This window comes from Myxococcus xanthus (assembly GCF_013116825.1).
GTDB lineage: Bacteria > Myxococcota > Myxococcia > Myxococcales > Myxococcaceae > Myxococcus > Myxococcus xanthus_B.
Genome location: NZ_JABFNS010000161.1, coordinates 1 through 18,667, shown reverse-complemented (window position 1 = coordinate 18,667; position 18,667 = coordinate 1). Strand labels below are relative to the sequence as shown.

13 protein-coding genes are annotated in these 18,667 nt (G+C 72.0%); 4 read left to right on the top strand and 9 right to left on the bottom strand.

Going from position 1 to position 18,667, the window contains the following annotated elements:
* The 7 genes from HNV26_RS32645 to HNV26_RS32615 all read right to left on the bottom strand — a co-directional run.
* On the bottom strand, positions 1-460 hold a 460-nt coding region (locus tag HNV26_RS32645; protein WP_171445260.1), incomplete at its 3' end, for a response regulator.
* Entirely contained in the window at positions 457-2,631 is a 2,175-nt protein-coding gene (locus HNV26_RS32640) for a hybrid sensor histidine kinase/response regulator (RefSeq protein ID WP_171445259.1), read from the bottom strand. The genes HNV26_RS32645 and HNV26_RS32640, both read right to left, overlap by 4 nt.
* Positions 2,631-4,274 carry a methyl-accepting chemotaxis protein gene (locus HNV26_RS32635; RefSeq protein WP_171445258.1) on the bottom strand — a complete coding sequence of 548 codons (1,644 nt, stop codon included), beginning with the start codon at positions 4,272-4,274 and terminating at the stop codon, positions 2,631-2,633. Before HNV26_RS32635 ends, HNV26_RS32640 begins: the two co-directional genes overlap by 1 nt.
* Entirely contained in the window at positions 4,271-4,882 is a 612-nt protein-coding gene (locus HNV26_RS32630; protein ID WP_171445257.1) for a chemotaxis protein CheW, read from the bottom strand. The genes HNV26_RS32635 and HNV26_RS32630 overlap by 4 nt, the downstream gene beginning before the upstream one ends.
* The gene (locus HNV26_RS32625) at positions 4,882-6,591 is read right to left on the bottom strand and encodes a CheR family methyltransferase (protein ID WP_171445256.1); all 1,710 of its coding nucleotides are present in this window, start codon (positions 6,589-6,591) and stop codon (positions 4,882-4,884) included. Before HNV26_RS32625 ends, HNV26_RS32630 begins: the two co-directional genes overlap by 1 nt.
* Positions 6,588-7,067 carry a chemotaxis protein CheW gene (locus tag HNV26_RS32620; protein ID WP_011556868.1) on the bottom strand — a complete coding sequence of 160 codons (480 nt, stop codon included), beginning with the start codon at positions 7,065-7,067 and terminating at the stop codon, positions 6,588-6,590. Before HNV26_RS32620 ends, HNV26_RS32625 begins: the two co-directional genes overlap by 4 nt.
* A gap of 399 nt (positions 7,068-7,466) precedes the next feature.
* Positions 7,467-9,230, bottom strand: a complete 1,764-nt coding sequence (locus tag HNV26_RS32615) for a CHASE domain-containing protein (RefSeq protein ID WP_171445254.1) — start codon at positions 9,228-9,230, stop codon at positions 7,467-7,469.
* Positions 9,231-9,382: 152 nt separating this feature from the next.
* On the opposite strand from HNV26_RS32615, the gene HNV26_RS32610 reads away from it, so the two are divergent.
* Together HNV26_RS32610 and HNV26_RS32605 are read left to right on the top strand one after the other, a co-directional pair.
* Positions 9,383-10,972 carry a phytoene desaturase family protein gene (locus tag HNV26_RS32610; protein ID WP_171445253.1) on the top strand — a complete coding sequence of 530 codons (1,590 nt, stop codon included), beginning with the start codon at positions 9,383-9,385 and terminating at the stop codon, positions 10,970-10,972.
* A 98-nt stretch (positions 10,973-11,070) separates the two neighbouring features.
* The gene (locus tag HNV26_RS32605) at positions 11,071-11,925 is read left to right on the top strand and encodes a hypothetical protein (protein ID WP_253817275.1); all 855 of its coding nucleotides are present in this window, start codon (positions 11,071-11,073) and stop codon (positions 11,923-11,925) included.
* A gap of 46 nt (positions 11,926-11,971) precedes the next feature.
* On the opposite strand, the gene HNV26_RS32600 is transcribed toward HNV26_RS32605, so the two are convergent.
* Entirely contained in the window at positions 11,972-13,747 is a 1,776-nt protein-coding gene (locus HNV26_RS32600) for a methyl-accepting chemotaxis protein (RefSeq protein WP_171445409.1), read from the bottom strand.
* A gap of 269 nt (positions 13,748-14,016) precedes the next feature.
* On the opposite strand from HNV26_RS32600, the gene HNV26_RS32595 reads away from it, so the two are divergent.
* Both HNV26_RS32595 and HNV26_RS32590 read left to right on the top strand, forming a co-directional pair.
* Positions 14,017-14,208: a CsbD family protein gene (locus HNV26_RS32595; RefSeq protein ID WP_011556857.1), complete on the top strand. Its 192-nt coding sequence runs from the start codon at positions 14,017-14,019 to the stop codon at positions 14,206-14,208.
* A gap of 181 nt (positions 14,209-14,389) precedes the next feature.
* Complete coding sequence (locus HNV26_RS32590) at positions 14,390-18,394, top strand: hypothetical protein (protein WP_171445408.1); 4,005 nt, start codon at positions 14,390-14,392, stop codon at positions 18,392-18,394.
* Between the two features lie 70 nt (positions 18,395-18,464).
* Here HNV26_RS32590 and HNV26_RS32585 read toward each other — a convergent pair.
* Positions 18,465-18,667 (bottom strand): hypothetical protein (locus tag HNV26_RS32585; protein WP_216612940.1); only part of this gene is annotated, 203 nt, incomplete at its 5' end.

Below are 18,667 nucleotides of genomic sequence, written 5' to 3'. Positions count from 1 at the left end.
GGGTGGGCACGGGCGCGGGGGGCGCGGCGCGGTCCGGCCAGCGGCGCACCACCTTCACCTCGGCCATGGCCTTGAGGGTGTCGCGCAGGCGGCGGCTCTCCGCGTCGAAGTCCGGGGACTCCGGGCCCAGGGGCTTCTGGAGCACCGCGAGCGCGCCGGCGCGCAGCGCGGCCATGGACGTCTGGATGTCGCGCTCCACCAGGGTGGACACGACCACCACTGGCGTGGGCACCTCCGTCATGATGCGGCGGGTGGCCTCCAGGCCGTCCATCCGCGGCATCTGGATGTCCATGGTCACCAGGTTGGGCCGCAGGCGCTGGGCCAGCTCCACCGCTTCCACACCGTCCCTGGCCTCGCCCACCACCGTCAGGGCGGGGTCGGCGCGGACGATTTCCACCAGCAGGCGTCGGGCGGTGGGCGAGTCCTCGGCCACCAGGATGCGCAACGGGTCGTTCTTCATAGCAGTCGTCTCAGCGTCTCCAGCAGGCTCGTCGGGTCGAACGCGCTCTTCACCAGATAGGCACTCGCGCCGGCTTGCAGGCCGCGCGCCTTGTCCTCTGGCTTGCCACGGGCGGTGACGAGCACCACCGGCAACCGGGAGAAGCGCGGCGAGGCCCGCACCGCCTCGGTGAGGGCGAAGCCGTCCATGCGCGGCATCTCCACGTCCAGCACCAGCGCGTCCGCGCCGCCCGACTGGAGCCGCTCCCAGGCGTCCGCGCCGTCCACGCAGGCCACCACTTCATAGCCCGCGCTCTCCAGGATGCTCTGCTCCAGCGCGCGCGTGGTGGGCGAGTCGTCCGCCAGCACCACCCGCCGCCGCGTCCGCTGGGCGGCGGGGGCGGGGAAGAGCGAGGCCACGGGGAGGCCGCCCGCCGCGCGGACCAGGGACACGGGGTTGAGCAGAAGCGACAGCCGTCCGTCCGGCAGCACCGCCGCCGCGGACACGTGCCGGGCCCGGCGCACGCGGTGGCCCAGGGAGCGCACCAGCGCCTCCTGTTCGGCGAGCACTTCATCCACCACCACCACGGCGCGCGCGCTGCCCGCGGCCAGCACCACCGCGCCCCGGCGCGCGCGAGGCGGGCCGGGCGGCAGCCCCAGCACCTCCGCCAGCGAGGCCAACGGCACCAGCGCGTCACCGGAGGCCCACGCGGGGCGGCCCTCGACGTCGCGCACCTTGTCGGGCGCCAGGCGCACCAGCCGCGCCACGCTCTCACTGGCCAGCGCCAGCGTCTGCCCGCCCGCCGATACCAGCAGCACCCGCAGCGTGCTCAGCGTGAGGGGGACGTCCAGGATGAAGCGGGTGCCCTGGCCTGGCCGGGTCGTCACCTCCACGCTGCCGCGCAGCCCCTCCACGTGCATGCGCACCACGTCCAGGCCCACGCCACGGCCAGCCACCTGGGTCACCTTCGTCGCGGTGGACAGTCCGGCCAGGAACGCCAGCCGCGCGGCCTCCTCGTCACTTTCAGGCACCCGCAGGCCCCGGGCGCGCGCCTGCTCCCGCAGCGCCCCCAGGTCCAGGCCACGCCCGTCGTCATCCACCGTCACCTCGACGCGGCTGCCCTTGAGGCGCGCGCTGAGGAGGAGGCGGCCCTCGGCGGGCTTGCCCAGTCGCTGGCGTTCCTCGGGGTCCTCCAGGCCGTGCGCCACCGCGTTGCGCACCAGGTGCAGCAGCGGCTCGCGCAGCCCCTGCAGCAGCGAGCGGTCCAGCTCCAACGCGCCGCCATGAATCTCCAAACGCACCTGCCGGTCCAGGCTGCGCGCCACGTCGCGCGCGGCGCGCTCCAGGCCCTCGCAGCCTTCCTCGAAGGACAGGGTGCGCGCGCGGCGGACCTCGTCGTCCAGGCCCGTGGCCACGCCGCCCAGCGTCCGGCGGTCCGCCGCCAGCTCCAGCGTCACCCGCGCCAGCTCCGTCTCCGCGCGCAGCAGCGCCTGTTCGCCGGGCGTGCCGAGCACCGCCTCGCGGGCCTGCGCCAGCGCCTCGCGCACCGACTCCAGCGCGTCCGCGCGGCCTTCCAGCCGGAGCGTCGCCACGCGCAGCTCACCGCTGCGCGCCAGCAGCGCGTCCAGCTTCTGCGCGGAGACGCGCACGGGCAGCGCTTCGGCTCCGGCGGACGCGCCGCCGCTCGGATGCGGCTCCATGCTGGCCGGGGCGGCCGGTGGTGACGGCACCGCGTCCGTCAGCATGGGCGGAGGCGACGGTGGCGGCGCGGCGTGCGTGGGCGCGCCGGCCCGGCGCCCGGCGGCGCGCTCCAACTGGGGCAGCAGCCTCTCCAGGGGCGAGCCCGCCAGGTCCTCCCGCGCGGCCAGGCGCCGGCCCGCGTCGTCGAGCGCGTCCACGGTGGTGAAGCACAGCTCGTACACGTCGGGCGTGCCGGCGCCCGCGTCCCGCACCTGCTCCAGCAGCTCCTCCATGCGGTGGCAGGCCGTCTCCACCCGCGTGGCGCTGGCCGCGCGCGCCGCGCCCTTCACGCTGTGCAGCGTGCGCAGCAGGGACGCCACGAGCTCCGCCATGCGCGCGGGCGCGGTCTCTCGCTCCAGGGCCAGCAGCTCGCGGTTGAGCGAGACGACGTGGCCCTCGAGCTCCTCGAGGAACGTGGCCAGCAGCGCTTGGGCCAACCGGTCGCGGTCCATCAGCGCCCGTACTCTCCGAGCAGCCCCTTGAGCTTCTGGCCCATGCCGTTGAGGTCCTGCATGGCGCGTTCGGTCTGCCGCGACGAGATGAGGGCCTGCTGCGTGGCCTGATTCACGTCGTGCATGGCCTGACGAATCTGGCCGATGCCGGTGGCCTGCTGGTTGGCGGAGGCGGCAATCTGCGCCGCCGTCAGCGAGGCCTGGGCCAGCAGGTCCGACAGCGTCTGGATGTTGGAGCCCGCCTCGGACACCACGCGGGTGGCGGTGGCCACGCTCTTGGTGCCCTCCTCGGTGGTCATCACCGCGCCGTGGGTGGCCTTCTGGATTTGCCCCAGAATCTGGCGCACCTGGCCGGTGGCCTTCTTGGACTGGTCCGCCAGGGCCTTCACCTCGGAGGCCACCACCGCGAAGCCGCGGCCGTGCTCGCCGGCGCGGCTGGCTTCGATGGAGGCATTGAGCGCCAGCATGTGCGTCTGCTCGGAGATGTCGTTGACGGTGGTGATGATGTCGCCAATGGCCTGGGCCTGCTCGGCCAGGGCGAGGATGCGCGAGGCGATGGACTCCACCTGCTCACGCACCGCGCCCATGGCGCCCACGGCCTCCTCCACGGCGCGGCGGCCGCTGCGGCCCACGTCCTCGGCGTGGCGGGCGGAGTCGCTCACCGCGCGGGCGCGGCCCGCGGCCTCCTCGGACGTCTTGGTGATTTCCTCGATGGTGCTCACCGTCTCCGTCACCGCGCTGCCCTGCTCCTGGGCGCCGGCCACCTGCTCGGTGGTGCTGGAGAGGATTTCCGCGCTGGCGCCGGCGAGCTGGTTGACGAACTCCGCCACGGTGCGGAGCGTGTGCTCGCGCTGCTCGGATTCCTTCTCCAACTGGACCTCGTTCTGCTGGCGCTTCTCCGCCATGTCGTTGAACGCGCGCGCCAGCTGGGCCGTCTCGTCCTGGCCCTTCACGTCGATGCGGTGCTCCAGCTTCCCGCGCCCCAGTTGCTCGGCGCCCACCATGAGCGCGCGCAGCGGCGTGGTGATGCCGCGGGTGATGACGTAGCTGCCTCCGCCGACGATGAGCACGCCCAGCAGCGTGCCGATGCCCAGCACCCAGAGGATGCGCTGGGCCATGTCCCGGGCGGCGGTGGCGTGCTCGTCCCAGCGCTCCTGCTCCGCCACCAGCATCTCGTCGATGACCTGCTTGACCTGGAGCATGACCTCCCGGCCCTGGCCGGCCTGGATGAACTTCGCTCCGGCTTCCAGGCCCTCCTGGCGGCGCAGACGGATGCCTTCCTCCAGCCGGTTCACCCGCTGGGTGACGATGGGCTCCAGCCGGTTCAGGCGCGCCCGCTGGTGGGGGTGGTTCGCCATGGCGTCGCGCAGGCGGGACAGGTCATTCTGGAGCGCCACCGCCGCTTCCCGGTAGGGCACCAGGTAGGCCTCATCCCCCGTGAGGATGAAGCCGCGCTGGCCGGACTCGGCGTCCATCAGCAGCGCGCGGACCTCGCGGATGATGCGGAAATTCTCATGGGCTGTCAGCAGGCCCGCCGTGCTCGTCGTGAGCTGATTGGCGCCCTGGAAGGCCACACCCGCCACGATGAGCAACATCAGTAGCGACAGTCCGAATCCGAGTGCGATGCGGTTCCCGATGCTCATACTGCTCCTTCGCCGGACATATCGAACGTGAGGCGACTGTCACCCAGGAGCGCCTCTCCCTCCAGTACCAGGGTGCCTTCCCTGTCGGCCGCGGACACGAGGTGTCCGGCGGCGTCGTTCAGGGAGGTGGGCGGCGCCAGCAGCTCATTGCCCGCCAGCACGGTGACTTCCTCCACTTCCTCGGTGCGCACGCCCAGCTCCGCCCGTCCCACGCCCACCACGAGCAGCGGGCCCACGGCGTCCGAAGGCGCGCGTCCGAAGAGCGGCGCCAGCTCCACTACGGGAAGCACCTCGCCATGCATCAGGGTGAGGCCGCGCAGCGCGGGGGGCGCGCCCGGCAGCGTCACCAGCTCCGGCGCGCGCACCACCTCCAGCACGAAGCGGGACTCCAGGGCGTAGCGCTGGCCGGCGGCCTTGAAGCGGACCACCTCGCGCAGGGTGCCAGGGTCGGCCTGGGGGCGGGGCGCGCGCGAGAGTGCCCGGGCGCGGGCCTCCAGCAGCGCCGTGGCCTCCTCGGGCGACAAGGTGCCCTGCTCCTTCTCTGGATGGGCCAGCCGCGCCAGCCGCGCGCGCGTGGCTTCCCAGTCGACTCCGCCGGAACCCGGCATCAGCTCCGCTCCTCACCGGCAGCCAGGGCTGCCTCCATGCGTGACCGCTCTCCACGCGCCACCTCCGCCAGCCTGCTGGCGCTCTCGCCGTCCGCGTGGGGCACGGGCGCCTCCGGAGGCAGGGCGTTGCACAGGTGCTCCGCCTCGCGCCAGGCCTTCAGGGCGCCGGAGGTGTCGCCGTGTCTGCGTAGCACGCGCCCCAGGATGAGCCACGCCACGATGAGTGTGGGCTCCAGGTACAGCGCCTGCCGGACAGCGCGCTCCGCGTCCGCCGCGCGCCCCTGGCCCAGCAGCAGCAGGGACTCCAGGTAGCGCAGCCCCGCCACCAAGGGGTGCCGGGCGGCCGCTTCGGTGCAGGCGTAGACGGCGGCGGCGGCGTCCAGGTTCGCCAGCGCGCGCACCGCGAGGGCGGCGGTGTCCGCGTCTGGGTCCAATGCCCCTAAGTGCTGGGCTGCCTCGCGCCAGTGGCCCCGCGCCAGGGCCTGCTGTGCCGCGTGCATGGCCGCCGCGCTGGGGGCGCGCGTCGGTGGCTCGGCCCCGGGGCGGACGCCGCTTCGCGAGGCGGGGACGCCGGTGCCCGCTGTGTTGCCGGGGACGGTCCCCGCGCCGGCCTGGGGCGGGCCCGCCGCGCGCGCTCCTTCCGCCTGGGGGAAGGTCCCGCCCGCTCTGGGGGGACTCCCGATGGGGGCCGTCGTTCTGGCTGGCGACCCGCCTGGACGCCCCGGAGCGGATGCACCCGGGAGCGCGGTCCCCGTGGAGGATTCGGAACTGGAGGGCAGGCCCGTCGTGGTGGTGCCCAGGGACGTGGCGCCCGTCGCGGTACCGGGGATTCCGGTGGAGGACGGGCTCCACGCGGCCGGGACGGGCAGGGAGAGGGTGGCTCCGGGCAGGGGCCGGCGGTACAGCACGCCCCATTCGGTGAGGATGGACTCCAGCGGCGCCAGCCCGCCGAGCGGCGGGTCCGACGGACCGGTGAAGAGGTAGCCGCCCTCATCCAGCGCGTCATGGAGCCGGCGGGCGACGGCTTCGATGGTGGGCCGGTTGAAGTAGATGAGGACGTTGCGGCAGAAGATGACGTCCAGCTTCCAGATGCCGCTGTCCGCGGACGGCCAGGTGTCGAGCGCCAGATTGAGGTAGCTGAAGCGCACGTGCTTGCGCACCTCGGGTGACAGCACGTGCCGGCGTCCCTCGGCGCGCAGGTGGGCGCGCATCCGGTCCGCCCAGCCGCCGCGCAGGGACCAGTCGCCGTAGAGGGCCTTCCGGGCCCGGCCGAGCGCGCCGCGCGACACGTCCGTGGCGTACACGGCCATGTGCTCATCCCAGCCTTCGCCCAGCAGCAGCGCGGCCATGGAGTAGGGCTCCTCGCCGGACGAACACGCGGCGCTCCACATCCGCGCGGTGTGGCCCGGGCCGTGGCGCTCGCGCAGCTCCGGGAGCACGACGCTCCGCAGGTGCTCGAAGTGCTCGGGGGTGCGGAAGAAGTACGTCTCCCCGACGGTGAGCTCGATGAGCAGGTCGTCCAGTGCGGAGGGGTCTTCCGCGAGCCGCACGCGGTAGGCGTCGAAGTCCTTCAGCCCGGCTCGCTCCATGGCGCGGGCGATGCCTTCCTCGGCGGACGCGGGGCAACTGGGCGGCACCAGCCCGGCGCGCGCTTCCACGAGCGCGAGCACCGCCGCATAGCCCGGGTGGCTCCAGGGACCCCAATTCACGCGGGCTCCGGCTCCTGCGGCGCGGCCAGGGCGGCATCCAGCTCCAGGGCCTCGGCCTCGGACAGGAAGGTGCGCAGGTCATGGACCAGGACGAGCCCGTCCTTCAGCTTCACGGCGCCCGCCACATAGCCCACGCCCGGAAGCTGGCGCGGCGTGGCGTCCCACTCATCCGGTGTGAGGACGCGCAGGCCCTCGGCCCGGTCCACGCGCAGCACGACGCAGCGGTCGCCCGCGGAGGCCACGATGAAGTGGTCCATGGGGGACAGCGGGCGGGGCGGGTGGCGGAAGCGCAGGCGCAGGTCCAGCACCGGCAACAGCTCTCCCCGAAGGTCCAGCAGACCCTCCACCACGGCGGGCGCGCGAGGGAGCGGCGTCAGGCGCGCCGCGCGTACCAGCTCGCGCACGTCGGGGGCGGGCAGTCCGTAGCGCTGGCCGTTCAGGGTGAACAGCAGCACCTCCGTGGGGGCGGGGGTCATGTCCCGGGACATAAGACGTGGACGTGGCCACTGTCGAACATTGATGTCGGCCCGCGGTCGCGGTGTCCACCAGTCCTCAGTGGGGACGGGGGGATGGGCCCATGGTTCGGGGGGAACACGACAAGTGCCCGCTGTCTCCCTGTCTGGACGGAGGCGCCCGCGTGCGGGTGGGGGCCGGGAGAACGGTGGCTCACCCTCCCAGGGGGCGAGCGACGGCTTCGCGCCCGCGTCCGTCGACTTGCGCGTCCCGGTCCAGACCGGAAGACGTCGACCACGGCCGCCCACGCGCGGGTGCCCGGGGCCGCATTGGCCAGTGAGCTGCGTCGCACCGAAGGGCGATGGCATATCAACGCAATGGCTCTCACGCGTCGGCCGTGCTTCCCCACAAGGCAGAGCGCGTCAAGCCGCGGCCCGTGGGCCGCTCAAGGGAAGCACGACGGTGAACGTGGCGCCCCGGCCCGGGGTGCTGGCCACGCTGATGTGGCCTCCCAGGGCCTCCACGAGCTGGCGGGTGATGAAGAGGCCCAGGCCCAGCCCACCATAGTGGCGGCTGGAGACGGCGCGTTCGAAGCGGCCGAAGATGCGCTGCGCGTCCTCCGGCGGAAGGCCGATGCCGTGGTCCTCCACCTCCACCATCGCCTGTGTTTCGTCCGAGCGCACGCGCACGTCCACCGGGGCTCCGTGGCCGTACTTGAGCGCGTTGGACAGCAGGTTGGTGAGCACCTGCTCCAGCCGCATCCGGTCCCACTGGCCCGTCACGGGGGCCGGCGAGTCCACCGTCACCTGGACCCCCGCTGTCCTGGCTTCCGTCTCGAAGCGGCGGACGGCCTCGCGCACCAATTCGTCCAGGTCCACGGGCTCCAGGTTCAGCTCCATGAGGCCGCGCGCCAGCCGGGACACGTCGAGCAGGCTGTCCACCAGGGTCGCCAGGCGCGAGGTCTGACGCTCGCAGGACAGCACCCGCTGCGCGAGCTTCTCCACGTCCAGGTCTCCCTCGCCGCGGAGCTGGCGGTACAGCAGTTGGAGCTGGAGCTTGAGGTTGGTGAGGGGCGTGCGCAGCTCGTGCGCGGCGATGCTGAGGAAGTCGTCGCGCACCTGGACGGCGTCGCGGGCCTCGTCGGTCAGCCGCTGTTGCTCCGTGTTGGCGGTCTCCGCCGTGGTCCGGGCGCGGACCTGCGAGCGGGTGATGAAGAACAGCAGCAGCGTCACCAGCAGCCCGGCGCCCACCACGGTGCCATGCTGCTCGGTGGTGCTGGCGGCGATGAAGGCCTGGCGCGCGTTGAACCGCAGCGTCCAGGTCTGGCCGGCCACGGGTATCTTCACGTCCTGCTGGAAGACGGAGGCCCCCCGCGATGCCGGGGGGCTGGACGCATAGAGGAGCGCGTCGTCGCGGACCTCCGCCCCGTCGTACACCTCCAGGTCGATGGTCTCCTGGAAGCCGCTGAAGCGCAGCTCGCTCATCAGGTCCTCCATGGCGAGGGGGAGGTAGACGAAGCCGCGCAGATTTTCGGCGGGGGGCGGGGTGGCCTCCGTGCGGGTGTACACGGGGATGAAGATGACGATGCCCACGCGGCCCGCGGCGTCCTCCCAGCCTTGGATGAGCCGCACCTTGTGGGTGGCGGTCTGGCGCCTCGTGCCCAGCGCGCGCAGCATCGCTGCCCGGCGCTGGGGCTCGGTGAGCATGTCGAAGCCCAGGCCCTGCTGCGTGCGCGCGTCCAAGGGGTTCATCATGATGATGGCGGTGTAGGCCTCGCGTGGGCCCGGGGGCCACACGGGATGGCCTGGCTCCTGCCTGTCGCGGACCTTCGCGTCGTACCGGGCCACGTCCTCCGGCCGAAGCCACCGCGCGAAGCCGATGCCCTCCAGCCCCGGGAAGTTGCGGTTCAGCTTCAGGCTCTCCAGGTAGGCGTCGAACTCCTCCCGGCTCACGAAGCGGCTGCCGGTGAACAGCCCATGCACCCCCTGGAGCAGGGACTGGTTCAGCTCCAGGCGCTGCTGGAGGCCCAGCACCCCGTCATGGACCGCGCCGTCGAAGCGGTGCAGGCGGCGCTCGTGGATGCTCTGCTGTACATAGGCCGCCGACGCGGCGGTGAGGAGCAGCCCCACCAGGAGCACGCAGTAGGCGGCGGCGTTGCGGCGCAGGTGGGAGGAGTGCGGTGGCACGGTGGCCGCAGAAGGCTGGAATGGCGTCCACCCGGGGGCCAGTGCCGGAGGGTGCTCTTGTAACGTCCTGGCCGGTTCGCGCGTTCGCCAGGTGAATGAGTGGGCGGGATTCCGTTCACCCGGTACCGGAGGGCCTTGGCATCCGGTAGGGCATGGCAAGCGAGGGAGGCAGCGTGCGGCACGTCATCGTCGTGGGTGCGGGACCGGGGGGCTTGTCGGCCGCCATCAACCTGGCGGGGCAGGGCTTCCGGGTCACCGTGGTGGAGAAGGACGCGGTGCCCGGGGGGCGGATGAAGGGGCTGACGCTGGGCGCGTCGGGCGAGTACGCGGTGGACACCGGACCCTCCATCCTCCAACTGCCGGGGGTGTTGGAGCAGATATTCCGGCGCGCGGGCCGGCGGCTGGAGGACTACGTCAAGCTGCTCCCGCTGGACGTCAACACGCGGGTGCACTTCTGGGACGGCACGCACCTGGACACCACCCGGCACCTGGACCGCATGGAGGCGGAGCTGGCGAAGTTCGGCCCGCGGCAGGCATCCGCGCTGCGCCAATGGATGGAGGACGGGCGGGAGAAGTACGGCATCGCCTACGAGAAGTTCATCTGCACCTCCGCGGACAACCTGGGCTACTACGCGCCGTGGCGGCTGGCGCCCACGCTGCGCTTCAAGCCCTGGCAGACGCTGTACCGGCAGCTGGACGGCTTCTTCCACGATGACCGGGTGACGTACGCCCTGGCGTACCCGTCCAAGTACCTGGGCCTGCACCCCACGACGTGCTCGTCGGTGTTCAGCGTGATTCCCTTCCTGGAGCTGGCCTTCGGCGTCTGGCACGTGGAGGGCGGCTTCCGCGAGCTCTCGCGCGGCATGATGCGTTGCGCGCAGGACTTGGGCGCCACCTTCCGCATGGGGACGCCGGTGGAGCAGGTGCGCGTGGACGCGGGCCGCGCGGTGGGCGTGAAGCTCGTGGGCGGCGAGGTGCTGGACGCGGACGCGGTGGTGGTGAACGCGGACCTGGCCTACGCGGCGCGGTCGCTGATTCCGGCGGAGGCGCGGGAAGGCTCGCGACTGACGGACGCGGCGCTGGAGCGCGCGAAGTATTCGTGCAGCACGTTCATGGCGTACTACGGCCTGGACACGGTGTACGCCGACCTGCCGCACCATCTCATCTACCTGTCGGAGTCCGCGCGGCGCACGGACCGTGACGCGCTGGAGGACCGGCACGTCGACCTGGAGGACCCGCCCTTCTACGTGTGCAACCCGGGCGTGACGGACCCGTCCGGCGCGCCGGCGGGCCATTCGACGTTGTACGTGCTGGTGCCCACGCCGAACACGGGACGTCCGGTGGACTGGGCGAAGACGGAGCAGGCGCTGCGCGAGCGCATCCCCGCCATGCTGGAGAAGGTGGGGCTGAAGGGCGTGCGCGAGCACATCCGCGAGGAGCGCTACTTCACGGCGGAGACGTGGCGGGACGACTTCAACGTGTTCCGGGGCGCGGTGTTCAACCTGTCGCACACGTGGCTGCAGTTGGGGCCGCTGCGGCCGAAGGTGAAGAACCGGGACATTGAAGGGCTGTACTTCGTGGGCGGGGGCACGCATCCGGGAAGTGGCCTGCTGACCATCATGGAGAGCGCGAACATCGCGGCGGACTACCTGACGCGCGAGGCGGGCAAGGGACCGCTGCCGGGCTGGCCGTATGTGCCGCCGCTGGCGCCGGAGGCGCCACCGCAAGCTCGCGCGGGGTGAGCGCCGCGCCATCCGGTGGCGCGCCCACCCGGCAGGCGGGGAGGGGCCGCCCGCATCCGCCGGGCGGGGCGGGGGCGAAGCTGGCATAGTTGCGAGGCATGCCCTTCTTCATCCCATTCGCGGTGGGTGGCCTGGTGCTGACGGCACTGGGCCTGGGTGTGCGGAAGGTGCTGACGGAGACGGGCGTCACCACGCCCGGGGATGCCCGGCTGGTCCAGGCGCGTGAGCGGCACCGCGGGGCGGTGGCCGCGCTCCGCGGGGACCGCCTCCAGGTCCGCGATGGCGTGGGCACCTACGGCGCGCTCCAGGCGCGGGTGCACGCGGAGGTGCTGGTGCCCTTCGGCGCGCTGTTGGCGCGGTTGGAGCGCTGGGGGCACGTGCGGGAAGCCGAGCTGCTACAGCCCGAGGCGCTGGAGGCGCTGCGCGCGCTCCTGCGCGAGTCCCCGTCCCGCGCGACGCGGCGCAGCTGGCCCCTGTTGGGCGCGGGTGCCGAGGTGCCCGCCGCGCTGGAGTCCGTGCTGGCGTGGCTGGACCGGGGCTGGCTGGACGAGGATTCGCCGCCGGTGGTGCTGGATGGGACGCCGCTGTACGCGGCCATCTCGGCCCGCGCCATCCTGGCGGGGCGCGCTCCGGAGGAGGGTGCGCGGGCGCTCGATGCGGCCTCCGCGCTGCTGGCCCGGACGACGGCGTTCCTGGGAGCGCTGCGCGCGCGGCTGACGGCGCTGGAGCAGCGGGTGGCGGGGCTGCATGGACGGGCCTCGGCGCAGCTCGCCTACCTGGACGCGGCCAGCTTCGAGGCGGGCGGCGAGGAGCCCCGGGAGCGGCTGTCGCGGCTGGCGGTGCTCGCGGGCCAACTCGCCGTGCTGCTGCGCACGCCCGTGCTGAGCTCGGAGGGGCGTCTGACGCCCATGCTCGCCGCGCGTGCGGAGGACGACGCGCCTTCCAGCGGCTGAGGCAGCGGCGCCGTGGCCCGCGCGCGAGCACGGGCGAGCCGCCGCATCAGACGTAGCGTTCAGCCAGCTGCGACACCTGCCCCGTCGCGTGGCTCACGGCCGAGGCCGCCTGCTGCGTGGTGTCCAGGTGCCGCAGCGTGTCCGTCGTCAGCTCATCCAGCTCGCGCACCGCCGCGAAAAGCTGGTCCACGCCCGCGTGCTGCTGGGACACGGCCTCCGTAATCTGCCGCACCGCCGCCGCGGATTCCTTGGACAGTCCCGCCAGCTCGCGCAGCCGTTCGCCGCTGTGCCGCAGCGGCTCCAGGGCCTCGGCCACGCCCGCCGCGCCCTGGTCCGACATCGCCGTGGCGTGCTGGGTGGCCGTGGCCATGCTCTCCAGCAGCCCGCGCACCTGGTTGGTGGCCCGGACGGACTGGTCCGCCAGGTCGCGCATCTGCCGCGCCACCACGCCAAAGCCCTTGCCGTGCTCGCCCGCGCGCGTGGCTTCAATCGCCGCGTTGATGGCCAGCATGTGGGACTGGTCCGCCAGCGACTTCACCAGCTCCGACACGCGGCCCACCTCGCGGGCGCGCTGCTCCAGGTCGAGCATCTGCTCGTGCAGCCCGGCCGCGATGTCGCGGATGGCGGTGAGCCCCTTCTCCGTGCCGGCCAGGGACTCCTCTCCCAGCTTGCCCACGGCGGCGGCGCGCTCGGCCACCTGGAGGATGCTGGTGGCGCGCGAGTGCGTGATGTGGGACGCCTGCTGGATTTCCTGCGCCGTGGCGCGCGCCTGGTGCAGCGCCGCGGCCTGCCGCGACAGCGTCTGGTTCTGCTGGGAGCTGGCCTGTGACAGCCGCTGGCCCGCGTCGGCCAGGTCTCCCGCGGAGGCGCGCAGCGAGCGCGGCATCTCCTGGAGCCGCTGGTACAACTGCCACGTGGACGCCGCCAGGTCGCCCACTTCATCCGAGGAGACCCACTGGGGTGGCGTGGCTCGGCCCTCCACCAGGGCCTCCAGGGACGCACCCACCGCGCGAGCCCCCCGGGCCAGCCGGCGGGCCGCCCAGGCCGCGGTGAGGATGGAGCCCAGCGCCGCATACCCGCCGAGCACCACCACCGGTTGCACCAGCTCCGCCTCCAGCGGCTGCACCGTGGCCTGGACGCGCTCGGCCGCCGCGGTGTCGCCCCGCGCCGCCAGGTCCGCCGCCAGCGCACCCATGCCGCGCTCCAGGCGCAGGTGCAGCGTGACGATGCTGGCCAGACAGGTGATGAGCAGCGCGGAGACCACCATCGCGGGCAGCAGCCAGAGCTGGCGCGTGGCGAAGCCCTCACCCGCGGGCTTCGTGCTGGGCGCGCGCTGATAGGCGTCCAGCACCGTGGGCATCATCACCCGTTCGAACAGCATGTACGCCAGCGGGCTGCTGAAGAGACCCGCGCTCACCGCCACCGCCACGCCCACCATCACCACCGACGCCGGCCGGTCCAGGAGCAGCACCGCGCCGCCGTTGAAGAGGATGCCGCCCAGCGTCCACGACACCATCATCTCCACGAAGGCGATGGTGGAGGGGATGCGGATGAGCCGCTCCACCCGCGTCGTCCCCTGGGCGCTCAGGGCGCGCTTCATCAGCCACGGCATCACCACCAGCGGCTGCACCACCGCGCACAGGCCGAGCACCACCGGGGTGATGATGCCCAGGAAAATCTTGAACTCCCTCGCACCCGACAGGTCGAGCAACTGCATGTCGACGTAGACCGCGGGCGTGAAGGCCACCGTGGTGACGACAGACCGCAGCAGGTAGAGCCGGCGTAGCAGGGCGCCAGGGGTCGGTAGCGAGGAGGTGGCCATCGGGGAAGCGGTGCTCCTGGGTAGCAGTGACCCCAGCGTGCGGCCCGAATTGCTCGCCGTCAATGTCCAGTCCCGTTCCGCCTCATCCAGCGTGTATGGAAATGCAGTGCTTATCAGAGAGTGGTTGGCGCCGAATTCTGGGATTGCAAGTCTCTGTCCTTCACTCCTGGTTGCCGTCCAGGCGGGTTTCCCTGGGGCGCCTGCGCGGCTCTTCTGGAATGCCCACACTTTGGCTCGAACGCGCTGTCTGTTGTGAAAGGAGACCCGTCATGGGCGAGTGGACCGACAAGGCCAAGGGCAAGGTCAAGGAAGTGGCCGGCGTCGCGAGCGGCGACCGTGAGCTGGAGGCCGAGGGCAAGCGTGACTCCGCCAAGGGCGCCATCAAGGGCAAGATTGAGGACGCCAAGCGCGCCATCAAGGACGCGGTCGACTCCGACAAGCCGCGCCGGGGCGAGCCCTAGCCGTCCTGCCCGGCGCCTGCCGGGTACATGCAGGTGCATGTGAATGATGCGGGCCGTGAGGAAGTCCTCCTCGCGGCCCGTTTCATTTCAGCGTGAGGACCAGGATTCCACGTTCCCTCCGTATCCGGTGCTGGACGGCATTTCAGGTCGTCGCAGACCCGAACGAGGGGGGAACTGCTCCATGCACGTGTCGCGAAATTCGTCGTTGAGGGGAGACGTGTGTCCGCGGGGGGCACACGCGCCCGCCAGTCGCGGGCATCCTCGCTGGCTCCAGGGCGTGGTGGCCGCGCTGGCGCTCTGGGGCTGCGGTGAGCCCGCGCCCGGGGGCGCTCCGCCGCTCGCGGAGCCCGTCGTCACCCGGACCGCAGAGGACGGCCTCGCCTGCACACCGGACGACATCGCGACCGGTGACTGGATGTGTACCGGCGGCTTCACCTACAGCCTGGAGTGTCATGCGCTGCAGACGAGCGCGGCCTGTGGCGCGGACACGAGCCCGAAGACGTGTACGTCCTACGGCACGTGCCGGCACGTGGACTTCGGCTCCACGTTGGGCGTGCACCAGGTCGTGTTTCCGTTGGGCACACGGCCCGACGCCTCGTGCGAGCTCGGCGCCCAGAACTACATGACGGCCAACGCGCCGGCGTCCACGTGGGGGAGCATCACCTGGACCTGGTACATCGGCGGCAGGCCCCCGGGGGGCGGCACCTCGGAAACCATGCTCACGGGAGGCGGAGCCCTCAAGCGCGCCGCAGCGGGCGTGGGCGAGGAGTACTGCTACATCACCTACTCCAACTACCCGGTGCCGAACATGGGCACGGGCCCTCAGTGCGGCACGGTGGAGTCGCCCTGCACGGTGGCCTGCCTCAACCCCCAGACGTGCAAGGTGAACGGCGCCTGGGTCACCGACGCGGCGCAGTGCGGAACGATGACGGGCCTCTGCGGCCCTGGCAGCGGCGCGCAGCTCCAAGGCACCTGCCGCGATGTCAGCCACGGCCTGGCGCCGGACGCGGAGTGCGGCGCGGGCTTCGTGGAGGGCCAGGCGCCCGCCAACTCCACCCTGGCGCAGGTGCAAGCGCAGGCCCAGGCGCAGTGGGCGGCCTCCGGGAGCAGCGGCGCGCCCGTCTATGACGCGCCCATCCTGTGCTCGGAGTGCCGTGGCACCTTCTCGCTGACCGCGCAGGAGGTGAACCGGCGCGTGTACGCGACGGTGGCCATGTCCCGGCCGGACCCCCGGCTGCACCTCCAGGCGGGCGTGGCGTACTTCCTGGCCCGTGACAACCCGGCGCTCTCCCAGGCCGAGCTGACGGCGGCGCTCAACGCCGTCTCCACCGCGTTGAACGTCTACCCCTTCGACCCGGCGAAGGACGGCTCCGGCCCGCGGGTGCGGACGATGATTCGCATCCTCGCGCGGGCCCAGCCGCACCTGTCCATGACGACGGCGGCGGGCAAGGCCCTGCGGACCTATACGCAGGCGCTGCTGGGCAGCATGCACAACGGCCTGGATCTGGAGCGGGGGCTCGTCACCGCCCACTCGCTGGTGGAGCGCTACGGGGACGTGGAGGTCTTCAACGAGGAGACCTGGTCACGGCTGCACGACCTGGCCCAGGGCAACGTCGCGCTGGCGGCGGCGGTGAACGGCGGCGGCATTGGCGCGGGCGTGGGCGTCCAGACCTCGCAGACCGCGGCGCAGATGCTGGCCATCCACCCCATGGGCCCCCTGGCGGCCTTCGTGCTGCCCCGGCTGGCGAACGACGGGAGCCTGTCGGCCACGAAGGCGGACGCGCGAGGCTTCATCCTGACGGCGTCCACCGCGGGCCTGTCCGCGGCGCAGCAGTACTCCAACATGCTCAACGACCTGAACGTCGCCGAGCAGGCGTACCGCGCCTCCACCGCGCTGAAGGCGCCGGGGCAGACGCTGGCCCTGGCGGAGGGCGGCGCGGCCAATGCGTCCCTGTCCGGCACTCCGACGGCCGAGGAGGCGGCGCTCCAGGCGGCCATCGGCGCGGCGAGGGCGCGGGGCACCCAGCTCAAGGACCAGCTCAACGGCGTGCGCGAAGGTGTGACGGGCGGCCTGGGCCTGGTGGCCGAGCTGTTCAAGAAGGACGGCGAGACGCAGTTCGCAGCGGACATCGTGAGGTTCGCCAGCGCGCTGAACACGACGCTGGAGGCGGTGGCGAAGTACGCGGAGAGCTCCGTCAAGATCGCGGAGAAGGTCTCCAGCTTCCTCAACCTGGGCGTGAAGGGCTTCGAGATTGTCAGCGGCGCCATCTTCACCGGGCAGCTCATCGGCGCCGCCTTCCAGCTCTTCTCCCTGCTGCGCGGGGCGGCCGAGCCGCCCATCGAGCAGATCATCCTCGAGGAGCTCCGCAAGCTCCATCAGTTCGTGGAGCAGATGCAGACACGGCTGTTCAGCCGCTTCGACCGGGTGGACCGCAAGCTCAATGACATCCACCGCGACATGCAGGCCCGCTTCGACCTGGTGGACTGGGAGCTGGGCCGGGTGAACCAGAACGTGGAGGAGGTGCAGGCGACCCTGCACGCGCTGCACGCGGGGCTGAACCGCGTGGACCAGAACATGTACGAGTACTTCACCGACACGAAGAACGACGCCTTCGAGCTGGCGGCCTGGTCCTATCTGAAATGGGACGACCGTCACCCCACGCCCATGCTCTACGCGGACTTCGCGTCGGCGGAGAACCAGTTCTCCAAGTGGGGCGCGGTGGACGCGCGTCACTCCACCATCCTCGCGGGCATCGACGGACGTGGCTCCAACCCGGACGTCAGCCCCGCGGACGAGTTGTCCACCCACAAGCTCTCCTACAACATCAACTACCTGCGTGAGTTCCCCGTCCAGTTGATGCTGCCCATGCTGCACGGCGAGCGCATCTCCAGCCCGAAGGATTGGATGGCCGGCGCGGAGGCCTACGCGCAGCTCTTCGAGGAGCAGCCGGTGCTCGGCGGGCAGATGGTCTCCACCCGGCACAGCAACCTCATCACCGCTGGCACGCAGCTGGACACCGCGCTGCGCAACATTGGCAAGCCGCTGTTCGCCGGCCTCCACACGCGCTACCTGGGGGACTGGGCGTCGCTGAAGTGGCTCATCGAGCAGGCGGAGCTCGACTGGCGACACAGCCCTGCTCGCCACCTGCACGGCATCGACCTCTGGGGAGGCCCGGACCAGGAGCCGGCGGCGCACTACCTGAAGCCGGATGTGAAGCCCATCGTCCCCTGCGGCGGCGGCGACTGGGGGGACTACAACGGAGACGGCGCGCCGGACTCCCTCAGCGTGGACCCGGCCCGCTGGAACCACGACGTGCTGCGCCCGCTGCTCATCGCGGACAACCTGAACGTGGACCATGCCTCCATCGACCTGTGCGGCGAGGGGAGCTGGCAGCTCTACTCGGAGGTCTTCACGGGCTTCGGGGGCATGTACGAGCGCAAGTACCGGCTGGTGTCCACGCTGTACGTCCGCTACTCCTACTGGGACGCTGCGGCGTCCGCGTTGAAGTCCGAGCGCGTGTACGAGCACCGCTTCACCGGCGGCTCTGAGTTCGTCACGCTGGTGCGCGGGGTGGACCGGCCCACCTACGACCCGAACAGCGAGCACAACCCCCAGGAGTGGATGGCGAAGCGCTGGTCCGCCGTCTCGCAGGACATCACGCCGTCCAACTACGCCCCGGCCCCTGCCTTCCGCGCCGCCATCCGCACTCGGGTGGTGGATGCGCTGAAGGAGCAGCAGCGCCAGTTCTACGGCAGCATCGCCACGCGCATGGGCCAGGCGGGAGACGCGCTGCAACTCCAGGCGAAGCGGATGACGGGCACGCGGCTCCTGTGGCAGGCCTACACGGCGCTGGCGCTGCCGTTGTCGCTGGACCACGACGAGTACCTGCGCGGTCTGCTGTATGGCGAGGACGCGGTGCTGTCGGGCCACGACACGCCGCAGGACGTGGAAGTCACCCCGGTGATGAACGACGTGATGGACATGTACATGTTGTTCAGCGTCACGAACGCGCCGCCGGCCCACAACATCCTGGCGGACCTGCACCCGGCGGTGACGTCGCGTGCCGCCCGGCTGAAGGCCGCCATCGACGCGTCCCTGGATGCCCAGGCCGAGGCGGGCGGCCCCGAGGCGAGCGCCTGGGTGGAGCCGACGCTGCTGCGGCTGCGGCTCAGCGCCCCGCAGTGACGCTCACGCCGTGACTTGACGTGAGGTGGCGCGGGCCGCGGGGGACCTTCCTCCGCGGCCCGCGTCGTTGTTACCGCTTCGCCACCGGCGGGCACGCGACCTCGAGGAACGTCGTCGTCTTCCCGCTCAGCATGACCCACAGGCAGCGCAGCACGCAGCCCGTCCCGAACTCCCGGTAGATGAGCCCCAGGTTGGCGACCACCTCTCGTCCGGTGATGACTCCGCGCATTGGCACTTCCCCCTTCTTCAGCGTTCCGCCCGACCCCGCCACCC

Excerpts from the sequence above, each read along its gene's own strand:
- HNV26_RS32640 (WP_171445259.1), bottom strand. The coding sequence starts at position 2,631 with ATGGACCGCGACCGGTTGGCCCAAGCGCTGCTGGCCACGTTCCTCGAG.
- HNV26_RS32635 (WP_171445258.1), bottom strand. The coding sequence starts at position 4,274 with ATGAGCATCGGGAACCGCATCGCACTCGGATTCGGACTGTCGCTACTG.
- HNV26_RS32630 (WP_171445257.1), bottom strand. The coding sequence starts at position 4,882 with ATGCCGGGTTCCGGCGGAGTCGACTGGGAAGCCACGCGCGCGCGGCTG.
- HNV26_RS32620 (WP_011556868.1), bottom strand. The coding sequence starts at position 7,067 with ATGACCCCCGCCCCCACGGAGGTGCTGCTGTTCACCCTGAACGGCCAG.
- HNV26_RS32610 (WP_171445253.1), top strand. The coding sequence starts at position 9,383 with ATGGCAAGCGAGGGAGGCAGCGTGCGGCACGTCATCGTCGTGGGTGCG.
- HNV26_RS32605 (WP_253817275.1), top strand. The coding sequence starts at position 11,071 with ATGCCCTTCTTCATCCCATTCGCGGTGGGTGGCCTGGTGCTGACGGCA.
- HNV26_RS32600 (WP_171445409.1), bottom strand. The coding sequence starts at position 13,747 with ATGGCCACCTCCTCGCTACCGACCCCTGGCGCCCTGCTACGCCGGCTC.
- HNV26_RS32595 (WP_011556857.1), top strand. The coding sequence starts at position 14,017 with ATGGGCGAGTGGACCGACAAGGCCAAGGGCAAGGTCAAGGAAGTGGCC.
- HNV26_RS32590 (WP_171445408.1), top strand. The coding sequence starts at position 14,390 with ATGCACGTGTCGCGAAATTCGTCGTTGAGGGGAGACGTGTGTCCGCGG.